This window comes from Alteromonas sp. 4NH20-0056 (assembly GCF_057539655.1).
In genome coordinates this window covers 98,971-112,653 of the sequence record NZ_BAAJLS010000010.1, presented here as the reverse complement: position 1 = coordinate 112,653, position 13,683 = coordinate 98,971, and the positions used below count along the sequence as shown (strand labels likewise).

Genomic DNA, 13,683 nt, shown 5'->3' with positions numbered 1-13,683 from the left:
TTATCGGTATAACTCAAAAATTATTGATGGCTTAAGTTTGACTTAATATTCATATTTCATAATCGGCTTAACAGTTAACAGAGTTGTTATTTATGTTAAGTACCGAATCATTACAAGCTTGTCCTACAAGCACACACACCGCCAAGACGACTTATTCTCGTCAAACGCAAATGCAGTTATTTACAGGTGCACATTCAACTGAGCATCGACATGCACTTCAACAGTTCATCAAAGGCGGTTTTTCTCGTTCTTATCACGCAACGCTTGAAACATTTATGCCGGTATTACTTGGTATCGGTGGAGACAAACCATCAGCGGCGCTAGGGATTCGAAGCGGCGTATCACCCCTATTCGTTGAAACGTACATGCCTGCGCCGGTAGAAGATATGTTGGCGCAGGTCAACTTCTGCACTGATCGCTCACGTATTGTTGAAATTGGTAATTTGTACAGCCAGAACGGACGTTTCACGCAGCCTCTTTTGCTATTAACCGCACTTAGCTTACTTCAACTCAATCATGCCGTCATGGTATTTACTGCCACGTCGGCGCTACGGCAGTTAATGGCAAAGATAGGCCTACCACTGACTTTTTTATGCGAAGCGTCAAAGCAAAGCTTATCGAACGAAGGCGCGGAGTGGGGAACATATTACGAAACACAGCCTCAGGTGGTGGCACTGCGCACCAGTGAAGTATCAAAGCTAGTTACATCGTCGGAAAAGGTCGCACAACTGTTTAATAGTGTGGCGCCATTATTACCAAACATCACCCATACGCTAGAGGTATACCTATGATATTAGAGCCTAAAACGTTTAAGCCCAATGGTATCGCCTTAAAATGGAACGGCGGTAGTATGTGTTATGAGGACCTAACCGCTCAAGTGAGAACCGTTTCACACTGGATGTTGCAGCAGCCTGAAAAGCACATTGGGCTAATCGCTGATAACTGTGCTGAATGGGTTGTCTGTGACTTAGCAGCGCGCGAAGCTGATAAGGTACTCACTCCAATACCACTTTATTTTTCTGAGCAGCAGCGCGCTCATGTGTTTGAAGAAGCGGGCATTGGCCTGGTGATCACCAACAATAAACACATGTACGACTGCAAAAAAGAGGTTGTGTCGCCCCTCGAAACACTTCAGGTATTCAAGATGAATGCAGTCCGCCAGCCATGTATCCCCGCGGGCACCGGAAAAATAACGTTCACATCAGGCTCAACAGGTACGCCCAAGGGCGTGTGTTTGTCTAACGTTTCGCAATACAAGGTGGCGAAAAGTGTATCTATCGCAGTGGGACTAAAGCATGTGCGTCACTTATGCCTGCTTCCATTGCCAACACTCCTAGAGAATATTGCGGGCGTTTATGCCCCCTTGCTAGTAGGCGGAACGGTTGTGTTGCCCTCAAGCAACGAGCTTGGCTTTTCCGGTGCGGCGCTTAGTAACCCCGATGCCATGCTGTCTCAAATTAGCACTCATCAGCCAGAAACTCTGATACTGGTACCTGAATTACTGATGTTGCTGGTGTCAGCATGTCAAAAAGGTTGGATACCACCGTCTTCACTGTCGTTTATTGCTGTTGGTGGCGCACATGTATCGCCTGAATTGCTAAACAAAGCTAAAGCATTAGGGTTACCTGTATATGAAGGGTATGGCCTCTCAGAAGGCGTGTCGGTTAACACATTGAACTTACCAACGCACCAGCGTGGAAGTAGTGTAGGTCAGTCGCTCGGCCACAATCAGTTGTCTATTGAAGATGGTGAGCTTGTTGTGAAAGGAAATATCTTTCTTGGTTACCTAAACCAACCTGACTCGTTTTACCCATCAAAAGTGTATACGGGGGACGTGGTATCTAAAGAGGGCAGTTATTTTTACGTTCATGGACGTAAGAAAAACATCTTTATAACCAGTGTCGGTAGAAACATTTCACCCGAATGGGTTGAGAGCGCTTTGGCTGCCACAGGTTGTTTTCAATATGCGTTACTCGTGGGCGAAGGGCAAACAAAATGCAGTGCGATTTTGGTAAAACGAGACAGTTCGTTAAGCGCACAACAGATTGAAGCCATTATCGTCAAGGTAAATGAAAGCCTACCTGAATATGCACGCATTGCGAATTGGCATGCGATAGATTCGCTACCACCTAATGCGTCACTACTTACCGCCAATGGCAAGCTTCGTCGAGCTCAAGCGCTTGATTATTTTCACACCATTATTAGCCAGTTAAACAACCAACTTGTTGCTTAAATTAAGGGTACATCATGAAATTATTTGAAAGACTTGAAAATGAAACACAGAACGAACGTGCTTATCTCACATCATCGCCTATTATTCGTCGCTGCTTTGAAGGCAACATATCAGTTGAAGACTACACCGCATTTTTATCGCAAGCCTATCATCATGTAAAACACACGGTACCCCTGCTTATGGCGACGGGGGCTGCATTGCCTGAAAGCAAAGAGTGGTTGCGTGAAGCGGTCGGTGAATACATTGAAGAAGAAATGGGCCATCAAGAGTGGATTTTAAATGATTTGGCAGCCTGTGGCGTAGATAAAGAAGCGGTAAGACAAAGTGCGCCGGCAAGTGCAACCGACTTAATGGTATCTTATGCGTATGATGCAATTCGCCGTAAAAACCCATTATGCTTTTTTGGTATGGTGTTTGTGTTAGAGGGCACCAGTATTGCGCTTGCTGATAATGCAGCTGCGTCAATTCAAGATGTTCTAGGGCTTCCAAAAGCTGCTTTTAGCTATTTACGATCTCATGGTTCGCTTGACCAAGAACACATTGTTTTCTTCAAAGATTTGATGAATAAAATTGACGATAAGGCCGAGCAAGACCTAATTATTCACTCCGCTAAAATGTTCTTTCAACTTTATGCGAATATCTTTAGAACGTTACAGTGCAATGAGTTACTAACGGAGGCAGCATGATGACCGTAACCTTCGAAAAACAGGTGTGCTTGTTAACCGGCGCATCGGGCGGAATAGGGGAAGCCATTGCGCGGCAGTTAGCAAACCTAGGTGTGTCGCTTATTTTAACAGGCAGAAACATCAATAAACTAGGCGCCTTGGTTGAGTCGTTACCCGGCCAGCATACAGTGGTATGCGCTGATCTTACGCTGTCAGAAGATATGGATAACGTGGTGGCGCTGTGTCGTGAAAAGTCAGTGACCATGCTTATTAATAACGCGGGGGTCACGGAAACTGGCTCAATAACAACCACGTCATCAAATAATATTGAAGCGATACTTAGGACAAATTTGTTGGTGCCTATTTCGCTAACACAACGGCTTATTCCTATATTGCAACGGGCCAGCGATGCGCATATTGTAAATGTAGGTTCAACATTTGGCAGCATTGGTTTTGCCTATCACTCTCTTTATTGTGCATCAAAGTTTGGCCTTCGGGGTTTCACCGAATCGTTGATGAGAGAGTACGCGGGGTCGGGGCTGCATCTTCACTATTTTGCGCCCAGAGCCACAGAAACCGCTATCAACTCCGCACAGGTAATGTCCATGAACAAAGCGTTGGGAAATGCGGTTGATGATCCTAACGATGTAGCGGCAATGCTGGTGGATATGCTGAATAAAAAGCAGCGCCGTCGTTTTGTTGGCTTCCCAGAAAAGCTTTTTGTAAAGATTAACGGCGCATTTCCCGCCATTGTTGATATGGCGTTAAAAAAACAATTACCCACCATACAGCGATATATGAAAACGCGGAGCGAGGAAAAATTATCATGAAACGATTAACCATGAGCGTAGCATCACTATTATTCCTTTTTTCGGCTATTGCATATGCCGATGAGGGGTTATTACCGATTCAGCATAAATGGGCAGAGATAAACTACTCTGATGCCAATAGCGAGCAAAAGGTAGAGGCGTTGCTTGCGCTTGCCTCTGACGTTGAAAACCGCATAAACGCAAATCCACAAAGTGCAAATGAGTACACCTGGTTAGGTATTATTCAGTCTACCACTGCCGGTGCAGAAGGCGGAATTGGCGCATTGAAGTATGCTAAAGCGGCTAAGAAGAGCTTTGAAAAGGCGATGAGTATTGATGAGTCTGCGTTACAGGGCTCGGCGATGGTAAGCTTGGGCGTGTTGTATCATAAAGTACCGGGTTGGCCGATAGGGTTTGGAAGCGATAAGAAAGCAAAGGCCTTAATGACCCAAGGGCTGACGTTAAATGCTGACGGTATTGACCCTAACTTCTTTTATGCTGAATTTTTGTTTGACGAAGGGGAATACAAGCAAGCAATGATATATCTTGAGCGGGCTGAAGCCGCGCTGCCACGACCAGACAGACCGCTGGCAGACAAAGGGCGTCAAGCTGAAGTCCAACAGCTAAAAGGCAAATTGCTCGCCAAGCTTAATTAGTCATCGCAAGCAAATTATTTTGCCCACACCCTGCAGCGCTTAAACACGGTGCGGGGTGTTATTTAATGTCTAGCAATTCAACATCAAAAATTAATAACGAGCCTGGTGCAATTTGGCCCGCCGCGCTGTCGCCATACGCCAAGTGCGACGGAATAAAAAATCGAAATTTATCACCCTCTACCATAAGCTGAACACCTTCTGTCCAGCCAGCGATTACTCTGTTCAATGGAAAGCTGATAGGCTCGCCTCTATCTACTGAGCTATCAAATACAGTGCCATTGAGAAGCGTGCCGTGATAATGCACCTTAACGGTTGATAATGCAGTAGGGTGCTGTGTGCCTTGCCCTTGCTGTAACACCGTGTATTGCAACCCTGAGGGGGTTTCATTTACGTCAGGGTTGGTTTTGTTTTCAGTAAGAAAAGCACTACCTGCTTCACTGTTTTCTGCCGCAACCTTTTTGTTCGTTGCGCTTCGGGTAAACAGAAATATGGCTAGGCCAATGATGATGGCAAAAATAATAAATTTCATTGTATTCACTCATTTATTTAGATTTTTAGGCAGTGTACCACTCGATGTTTATAACGCGTATTTTTTCTTAAACCCATTGTTTTTATTCAGGTTGAGGGCTGTTTATCTTGTTACTATCCCTTCTATTTGGCTACCGTAAATTATGAACGTGTAATCCAAAGCGACTTTGTGTTCCAGTCACTAACAGTTTTCCCGTTTCAGCTAACGTGTTATGCGCTTGTTTAGATAAGCACATATCGATATCTTCTAGCTTATCTGTCTCGATAATTTCGATTCGATGTCGGCAGTGCTTTCTGCCATTTCTTTTTCTATAATCCATATCAACGCGGACATTTTGTTGGTCTGCTACCTTATGCAACCCAAACGGCAGCGTCTTATCGACAAATATCCAGCTAAACATCAAAAACAACAAAGGCATGACGATGAGGGAAAGTTTGCCTCGCCAATTATGGGTAAGCCGCTTCGAAAACTTTTCATCTAGGGTCAGACATGTAAACCATAACACTATAAGCGAAATAGACAGCAACCAAAATAAGCCCACTGTGTTACTCGACCAACTTTTTGCCACCATAAAGTCACAGAACATACCCACGAGTCCCGACACCAATATCGCAAAAAACGATATCATCATTACGCGTGTAGCCACATGTTGTTCAGACCACTTAAGGGGCGGAAGCTCCGCGTTTTTCTCCTCATCATCATGAGGCTGTTGAGGTTTCGTTTTTAGTTGTTCTGACAGCGCCATGTTTGCGGCATCAAAACGTTCAGGGAATTGCGCCTTGTCGATATTGGCAATGACATCTTCAAGTTCTTCAATGGTGTACTGCGAATAATCAGGAGAGTTATTGTGGTTGTTTTGCATATCCAAATCCGTGGCGAGCTCGTCTTCTTTGTGGCTTTTATTTATAGCGTATTGTCTGGTGGGGCAGGTACGCTCGCTTCCTTTTCCATTAATTGCGATTTCCAGCGCTGTTGCGATACATGGGCCTTTACCAGCTCTAAGCATTCATTCACAACGCTCAGTACTTCTTGGTCCAGTGCGTCGGCTGCCGAGGTGTAATCGTGTAGTCCTACCGATACAAAGTGATCTATACGCTCAGCATCTAAGTCGCTTAGCAGGTTCACAAGCGACATGGTTACAATATCGGTTACCGATTCTTCCAGCGTATTTTCAATTGTTTTACCAATAATAGGTAGGTAATTTAGGGTAGACACTTGGGCATTACTGCGTACCGCTTTACCCACGCTTTTTCGCACGTGTTCACGAATAGCTTGGCCGTGCTCTTCGCTAGTAATAGATTTGCCAAGGTGATTAACCACCCCTGCTAGCCACTGTGTTATCACGGGGCGTCTGGGGGCTAGTACCTGCGCGGTAATATCATCAAGCAGGGGCGAGCCTGCGGCGATATCCTTTTGTGCGTCGCTCAACACCTTTACTACTATTCTGTCGCTGAGCTCTTCTACAAAAACGTCGTAGTAAAAGGCTAAAAACCGAAAAATAGCAGTTTGGTTTAAGTCGATTATTTCATACTTATGAAGGCGATGAAGAATAGAGAATATGCGTAAAAAGCGGAAGAGGCGTGTGGCACCTAAAGGGATAAGGCCAACAATATCGTACCAGTGTAAAAACGGGAAAAAGTACCAACGAAGATGTTCTTTACGAATAATTGCCACTATCCACCGAAAACAGAACTCGGTTAAGAAAATAGCAATAAACACCAAATCGACAAAAAGAAAGTTGTTGTGAATAGGGTTGTAAGCATTTACAAAAGCGGGGAAGTAGTCGCCTAGCACACCATAAATAGCGTCGCTTTCATAAAGGGAATCGAAAATAAGCCATGCTAGGTTGATAAAAAGCACCCCTAGCATGACTAAATCTAAAATTAACCAGGGCGTTTCGTGGCTATTGCGTAAATTATCCCGGTTAATCTTAAACATGGTTCTATCCTGATACGTCTAAACGCGTTACGTCTACATGCAACTGAAGTTTTTGGCCTGGTTGCAGGTAACGTTTGGCATTTAAGTTATTCCATTTACTAATGTCGCTAACACGAACATTGAATTTATCGGCAATTCTAGACAGAGAATCACCGTTTCTTACGGTGTAAGTTACTTTCTTAACAATGCCGCTGCTTGCTTTTTGGGTAGAGGTTGACGGTTTCCATATCACCAAGTCTTTACCTAAACGTAGGGTGTCGCCTGGCGCCATACCGTTCCATTTCGCCAACTGCTTGGTACCGACGTTATATTTACGCGCAATATCCCATAACGTATCACCTGACTTTACAGTGTGCATTATTTTTTGCGACGATGTTTTCTTGTTTTGAATGCGTGCTAAACGTTGGTCTTGTGATAGCGCATAATCGTTTAGGGCCTTTAATGCCACAGGAACCATAACGTATTGACCAACGCGGATCATGTTTGAGTCTAACTCATTTACCTGTTTAATAACGCCAACCGTGGTGTGGTATTGGTTCGCCAATTTAATCAAGCTATCACCCGATTTTACCTTGTGACGTACCCAATTTAATCGGTCTGTTCTATCTACTTTGGCAAGTTCGCTTATAAAGGCGTCGGCTTTATCAATTGGCAGTAGCAACCGATGCGGGCCATCAGGCGAGGTTGCCCAGCGATTAAAGCCTGGGTTAAGTGCATGTAGGCCTTTTAGCGTCATACCCGCCAGCTCAGCGGCAAAAGCGAGGTCTACCTGCGAACCAATATCTACCGCTTTAACCACCGCTACGTTTTCCACTTCTGGCCACGAGTAGGCGTAGGTATCTTTGTGTTTTAAAATGTCGGCAAGCGCAAGCAATTTTGGTACATAGGCACGGGTTTCACGGGGGAGTGCTAGGTTCCAAAAATCAGTTTCTTTTCCTGCTCGTTTATTTTTGCGAATGGCTTTTGATACGCGCCCTTCACCGCTATTGTATGCCGCAAGCGCATGAAGCCAGTTGCCATCGAACATGTTAACGAGGTAGGTGAGGTAGTCTAGCGCACCTTGTGTCGATGCTACCACGTCACGTCTGCCGTCGTACCACCAGGTTTGATCCATACCAAAGCGTTTGCCTGTGCCTGGGATAAACTGCCACATGCCAGCGGCACGGCCATGAGAATAGGCAAAGGGGTCGAACGCACTTTCTACAATAGGGAGTAATGCCAACTCCATTGGCATGTCGCGTTTTTCAATTTCATTAACAATGTAATAAAGGAAAGGTTTAGCGCGTTTGACAACGCGTGCCATGTATTCAGGATGCTTTAAATACCAGTTTCGCTGAACGGTAACGCGATTATCATCGGGCACCGTAAATTGAAAACCGTTGCTTACACGCTGCCATACGTCGGTTATTTCAGCTTCTACTTCAATTTTTTCTGGCGCGGGCAGTGCTTCCGCTTCTTCAAGTACGTCATCGTTAGGGTGCAGTACTTCAATTACACCATCTTGTGCAATGTCGCACGCGTGTTGTTCGGTTTCTGTTTCGTGGGTTTGTTCGCACACCTCACTATTTGGCTGATTTTCTGTAGTGTTAACAAGCTGCTGCCCTGTTAACTGACAGCCACTAAGCCCTAGCACCAACACGAATGGCGATAATAAAAACAACTTCAACTGCATTATGAAGAGACCTCTTGGTGCAACTGCAAACCACACATTGTACGCAAAATGGCGTGATGTTGCATTAAAACTCATCTTTGTAACGACGAACCGCGGCGAAAACGGCGGCATTATCGCTGAGACTGCTATTCGAAAATGATTCGGCTGCTTTTTTCACAGAAAGTTCATGTGAGCGAAGAAACGGGTTGATGTTTTTTTCTTTTTCGAGGGTTGAAGGCAGCGTAGGCAGATTGTCGTTTCGCTGTTGTTCTACCCATGCTGAATACTGTATTAGTGCCTCGTTATTGGGCTCAACAGCGCGCGCAAAGGCTACGTTAGCTTGCGTATACTCGTGTGTGCAATACACCAATGTGTCATTAGGTAAGCGTTTGAGTTTATTCAATGAGTGCAGCATCTGCTCTGGTGAACCTTCAAATAAGCGTCCACACCCAGCTGAAAACAATGTATCTCCGCAAAACAATACGCCATGACCGAAAAAAGCGATGTGATCGAGCGTATGGCCTGGCACTTCCATCACTTGAAGCTGCATATCAAAAATTGGCAGGCTGACAGTATCACCTTGCGATACTGATTTGGTAATGCCTCTAATGTGATTGCCTCTAGGCCCGATAATTGGAAGCTGCGGTGCTATGGCAGCTAGCTTTGTAATACCGCCAGTGTGGTCGCGGTGGTGATGGGTAATAAGAATAGCTGCCAGTGTTAGGCCATGTTGCTTGAGGTGGGCAAGCACCGGTTCGGCGTCACCGGGGTCGACAACAACTGCATGCGTCGCGTTGTGTACGCACCAAATGTAATTATCGGTAAACGCGCGAATAGGCGTTATAGCAATGTCGTTTGGAAGCGTCGTTGATGTCATTGTGCACCTATTTGTTTAAGACTATTTGTCAGCTACTATAAGAACTTGTTGTAAACAGAGCAACCTTGGGGCAGTCTGCTTAACTATGAGATCTGCATTTCGACCTAAATCGCCACGTTACCCGCACTCTTGGGATGACTTCCCTGCGGGGGAGCATATTCGCGACACTATATCTGAGGTGTGCGAAGAATATGCACAGCGCATTTTCGGTTATCACTTCGTTAAATTAGGCAGCTTGAGTGCCAGTATTCCGCTTACCCAAAGCCCTATTCGTAATATCATAACCCAAGCGCCTCATCGGGTGTCTAACAGTATCGTACAGGCAAACACCAAACCGATTGTCGCCAATGAAAGTGACGGTGGGCAAGCGTATCGCAAAAGCCCTTCTAAATTCCTGACGACACCGCAAGTTATTGGACAGTCGCACGTGCTTCCGTATTCTGAAAACAGTATCGACGGTTTTTTACTGGCGAATGAATTAGATTTTGCACAAGACCCTCACGAAATATTACGAGAAGTAGACCGCGTGGTTACGCAAAGTGGTTATGTGATAATTAGTGGTTTCAATCCGCTCAGTTTAGCGGGGATAGGGAAGTTTCTGCCCGTTAAGCGAAATAATATTTTGCATGACGCCCGCTTTTTTACCTCTTATCGAATTAAAGATTGGCTTCAATTGTTGGGCTTTGAAATTGTAGAGCAGCGACAAGTCATGTTCTCGACGCTTTTTTTTCAACCCAGAAGTAAACATGCGCTCACGTTGCAGCGCTATTTGTCTGAATACCTACCTTGGTGTAGTGCGGTGTACGTGATCCTTGCGCGAAAACGAGAAATCCCTATGACAACCATTAGCCTGAAGCGTAAAGCAAAACCACAGTTTGCGCCAATGGGGGCAAGCGCAAGAACGCCTTCATTGCGGCAGCGATAACAGTCATATCAAATATATATAGCCAATAAAAAAGCCGCGTATAAAACGCGGCTTTCGAGTATGTAAACGGTGTTACGCCAAAGCGTTACTTCACTCGCATACCAGGCTTCGCACCTTCATGAGGCTCAAGAATATAGAGCTCGTCGCCACCTGGGCCTGCTGCTAACACCATGCCTTCGCTTAAACCAAAGCGCATCTTACGTGGAGCGAGGTTTGCCACCATAACAGTGTGCTTGCCAATAAGTGCTTCAGGCGAGTAGGCTGATTTAATACCAGCAAATACTTGCTTGGTTTCACCGCCTAAATCTAGCTCTAAACGAAGCAATTTATCTGCTTTTTCAACATGCTCGGCATTGGCAATGCGTGCAATACGTAAATCGACTTTGGCGAAATCTTCAAACGATATGGTGTCGCTGATAGGGTCTTTTGCTAGCGGGCTTTCAGGGTCGATAGCCGGTGCTTGTGGCGCTAGGCTTTCCTTTGAATCTTCAATCATGGCGTCTACTTTTTCCATTTCTACACGCTGCATCATAGGCTTAAACTTATTAATAGCGTGGCCTTTCAATAAGGTTTGCAGTGAATTCCAGTTAAACTCGTCGTTTAAAAAGGCTTCTGCTTTTTCCGCTAACACCGGCAATACCGGCTTCAAGTAAATTACCAATAAGCGGAACATGTTAATACCTAACGAACACACATCGTGGGTAAACTGTTGTTTGGTGTCGTCTTTAATCGTTACCCACGGCGCGTTGTTATCAATGAACTGATTGGCTTTGTCGGCCAATGCCATAATTTCGCGCACGGCTTGATGGTACTTACGCTTTTCGAATAACGCGGCAATGGTGTCTGACGCGTTTTGGAACTCGGCAATAAGCTCTGGCTCGATAACGTTGTCAGATAACTTTCCGTCAAAGCGTTTGGTAATAAAGCTGGCACAGCGGCTAGCAATGTTAACCACTTTACCTACTAGGTCAGAATTTACTTTCTGTGCAAAGTCGGTGAAGTTAAGGTCGATGTCGGTAACACCGTCGCCTAACTTAGACGCAAAGTAGTAACGTAAATATTCTGGGTTCAGGTGGTCTAAATAGGTGCGGCCTTTAATAAATGTACCGCGCGACTTAGACATTTTTGCACCATTAACGGTAACAAAACCATGAATATTAACCCCCGTTGGCTTACGGTAACCCGCACCTTCTAGCATGGCAGGCCAAAACAGGCAGTGGAAATACGTAATGTCTTTACCAATAAAGTGGTAAAGCTCGGCATCTGAATCAGCTTTCCAGAAATCGTCAAACTCAAGGCTGTTTTGGTCGCAGAAGTTTTTGAAGCTGGCCATATAGCCTACTGGCGCGTCTACCCATACATAAAAGAATTTATTTGGGGCACCTGGAATTTCGAAACCAAAATAGGGAGCGTCGCGGCTGATATCCCACTGCTGAAGGCCTTCGGTGAACCATTCTTGAAGTTTATTTGCCATTTCTTCTTGTAGCGCACCAGAGCGTATCCACGTTTTTAACATGTCTTCAAACTTAGGTAAGTCGAAGAAGAAGTGTTCAGACTCTTTAAGTACTGGGGTTGCACCCGACACCACGCTACGTGGGTTCTTCACTTCTGTTGGGCTGTATGTTGCGCCGCACACATCGCAGCTATCGCCGTTTTGGTCTTCTGCACCACAGCTTGGGCATGTCCCTTTTACGAAACGATCAGGTAAGAACATTTCTTTTTCGGGGTCGAACAATTGGTTAATAGTGCGCTTGCTAATGTAACCTGCGTTATCAAGGCGAGTATAAATTTCTTCGCACAACGCCTTGTTTTCTGGAGAATGGGTTACATAGTAGTTGTCGTAATTAACGTGAAAATCAAGCAGATCCTGATGATGCTCAGCACGCGTTCTTGCCACCATTTCTTCCGGAGTAATGCCAAGTTCCTGCGCTTTCAGCATAACGGGCGTACCGTGTGCATCGTCGGCACAAACACTGTAACATTCGTTTCCGCGTAGGCGCTGAAAACGTGTCCAGATGTCGGTTTGAATGTGTTCAAGCAGGTGACCTAAATGAATAGAGCCGTTTGCGTAAGGCAACGCGCTGGTTACCAGAATTCTACGTTTTTCTGACATAATGACGTTAATGATTCTTTGCGTTTCAAAATGGTTGCAAATACTAGCGGAAAACCGCGTTTTTTGCATTACGTAATTCACACAAATCTTTAGGTAGTAGGGCAATTTATGTTCTTTTCTCGAAAAGCCGAACCAGTAACGCAAAAGGTTGCTGCTATTTTAGCCAGCTATTTTAGTCTTGATGTGTCAGACACCTTACCGTGGTGCACAGTGTCTGATAGTGACAACGTTGAAACCATTACCGTAACCTTACCGTTTTGTATGGACACTCAATTACCGACATTACACGCACATGTTGTTGAACAAATGAAAGGTAAGGTGCAGCACGAGCACCTTGCCTTCAAACAGCGCATTGAAGTAGGCGAAACCGCCAACGCACCGGTCACTAATATTAAAAATATTATCGCTGTGGCGTCGGGCAAAGGCGGCGTAGGAAAAAGCACCACCAGTATTAATCTTGCGTTTGCGTTAATGCAAGAAGGTGCAAAAGTAGGGGTGTTAGATGCAGACATTTATGGGCCATCTATTCCCATTATGCTCGGCAACCCAGATGCACATCCTCATAGCGACGATAATAAGCATATGCAACCTCTGTCATCACACGGCATTGTGTCTAATTCTATTGGCTATCTGGTACCCCAAGATGATGCTGCCGTATGGCGTGGCCCCATGGCCAGTCGTGCGCTTAAACAATTGCTAGACGAGACACTGTGGCCCGTACTTGATTATTTAATTGTGGATATGCCACCGGGAACCGGAGACATTCAGCTGACAATGGCGCAGCAAGTTCCCCTTACAGCGTCAGTGGTGGTAACCACACCGCAAGACTTAGCGTTAGCTGACGCGCAGAAAGGCATTTCTATGTTTGAAAAAGTCAATGTGCCGGTGCTCGGCCTTATTGAAAACATGAGTTATTACCAGTGCCGAGCATGCGGTACCAAAGATTATATTTTCTCGAAAGATGGGGGAGAGGCATTGGCAGAACGTCATGGATTACCCCTATTAGGGCAACTTCCTCTTGATATAGGCATTCGTGAACATGCTGATGCGGGTACGCCGTTACTTGTTTCATCGCCAGATTCACCGCTAGCCACCTGCTATCGCGAGGCGGCACGGGCATTATCGATGCAGCTTGCACTCACGGTGCCCAATGCCAAGCACGGCGCATCGCATATAAAAGGTGACCAAATAGGGTTTGTAGCACGTTGAGCTACTGTTTTTTCAATTTGTGATGGTTACGTTTCGCATTTTGAGAAAGTCAAGGGTAGAGATGCAGCCTAAAATTTT

13 protein-coding genes are annotated in these 13,683 nt (G+C 45.3%); 7 read left to right on the top strand and 6 right to left on the bottom strand.

The annotated features are described in order from the left end of the window. Positions 1–92: 92 nt before the first annotated feature. Genes AC27EZ_RS15525 through AC27EZ_RS15505 form a run of 5 tightly spaced genes read left to right on the top strand, consistent with a single transcriptional unit; the run spans position 93 to position 4,363 of the window. Entirely contained in the window at positions 93–791 is a 699-nt protein-coding gene (locus tag AC27EZ_RS15525; RefSeq protein ID WP_487136190.1) for a thermostable hemolysin, read from the top strand. After that, positions 788–2,233, top strand: a complete 1,446-nt coding sequence (locus AC27EZ_RS15520; protein ID WP_487136189.1) for an AMP-binding protein — start codon at positions 788–790, stop codon at positions 2,231–2,233. Before AC27EZ_RS15525 ends, AC27EZ_RS15520 begins: the two co-directional genes overlap by 4 nt. Before the next feature lie 14 nt (positions 2,234–2,247). Continuing rightward, entirely contained in the window at positions 2,248–2,919 is a 672-nt protein-coding gene (locus AC27EZ_RS15515; protein WP_487136188.1) for an iron-containing redox enzyme family protein, read from the top strand. Continuing rightward, positions 2,916–3,728 (top strand): SDR family oxidoreductase, encoded by an 813-nt coding sequence (locus AC27EZ_RS15510; protein WP_487136187.1) that lies wholly within the window; start codon positions 2,916–2,918, stop codon positions 3,726–3,728. The genes AC27EZ_RS15515 and AC27EZ_RS15510 overlap by 4 nt, the downstream gene beginning before the upstream one ends. Further along, on the top strand, positions 3,725–4,363 hold the full coding sequence (locus AC27EZ_RS15505; protein WP_487136186.1) for a tetratricopeptide repeat protein: 639 nt from the start codon (positions 3,725–3,727) through the stop codon (positions 4,361–4,363). Before AC27EZ_RS15510 ends, AC27EZ_RS15505 begins: the two co-directional genes overlap by 4 nt. A gap of 58 nt (positions 4,364–4,421) precedes the next feature. Here the strand turns inward: AC27EZ_RS15505 and bamJ are convergent, their stop codons facing one another. The 5 genes from bamJ to gloB form a co-directional block, all read right to left on the bottom strand. Then, a complete protein-coding gene (gene bamJ / locus AC27EZ_RS15500; protein WP_487136185.1) occupies positions 4,422–4,892 on the bottom strand; it encodes a BamJ family beta-barrel-assembly machinery protein in 471 nt (156 codons plus the stop codon). 130 nt (positions 4,893–5,022) lie between these two features. Then, positions 5,023–5,754 carry a hypothetical protein gene (locus AC27EZ_RS15495; protein ID WP_487136184.1) on the bottom strand — a complete coding sequence of 244 codons (732 nt, stop codon included), beginning with the start codon at positions 5,752–5,754 and terminating at the stop codon, positions 5,023–5,025. Positions 5,755–5,795: 41 nt separating this feature from the next. Beyond that, positions 5,796–6,830 (bottom strand): ion transporter, encoded by a 1,035-nt coding sequence (locus AC27EZ_RS15490; RefSeq protein ID WP_487136183.1) that lies wholly within the window; start codon positions 6,828–6,830, stop codon positions 5,796–5,798. A 4-nt stretch (positions 6,831–6,834) separates the two neighbouring features. Beyond that, positions 6,835–8,502, bottom strand: a complete 1,668-nt coding sequence (locus tag AC27EZ_RS15485) for a lytic transglycosylase (protein WP_487136182.1) — start codon at positions 8,500–8,502, stop codon at positions 6,835–6,837. 64 nt (positions 8,503–8,566) lie between these two features. Next, positions 8,567–9,358 (bottom strand): hydroxyacylglutathione hydrolase, encoded by a 792-nt coding sequence (gene gloB / locus AC27EZ_RS15480; RefSeq protein ID WP_487136181.1) that lies wholly within the window; start codon positions 9,356–9,358, stop codon positions 8,567–8,569. A gap of 85 nt (positions 9,359–9,443) precedes the next feature. Here gloB and AC27EZ_RS15475 point away from each other — a divergent pair, with 85 nt between their 5' ends. Further along, positions 9,444–10,283: a methyltransferase domain-containing protein gene (locus AC27EZ_RS15475; protein ID WP_487136180.1), complete on the top strand. Its 840-nt coding sequence runs from the start codon at positions 9,444–9,446 to the stop codon at positions 10,281–10,283. A gap of 85 nt (positions 10,284–10,368) precedes the next feature. Here the strand turns inward: AC27EZ_RS15475 and metG are convergent, their stop codons facing one another. After that, complete coding sequence (gene metG, locus AC27EZ_RS15470; protein ID WP_487136179.1) at positions 10,369–12,396, bottom strand: methionine--tRNA ligase; 2,028 nt, start codon at positions 12,394–12,396, stop codon at positions 10,369–10,371. Positions 12,397–12,504: 108 nt separating this feature from the next. Between metG and apbC the strand changes: the two genes are divergently transcribed. Continuing rightward, positions 12,505–13,605 (top strand): iron-sulfur cluster carrier protein ApbC, encoded by a 1,101-nt coding sequence (gene apbC, locus AC27EZ_RS15465; RefSeq protein WP_487136178.1) that lies wholly within the window; start codon positions 12,505–12,507, stop codon positions 13,603–13,605. Positions 13,606–13,683 lie beyond the last annotated feature (78 nt).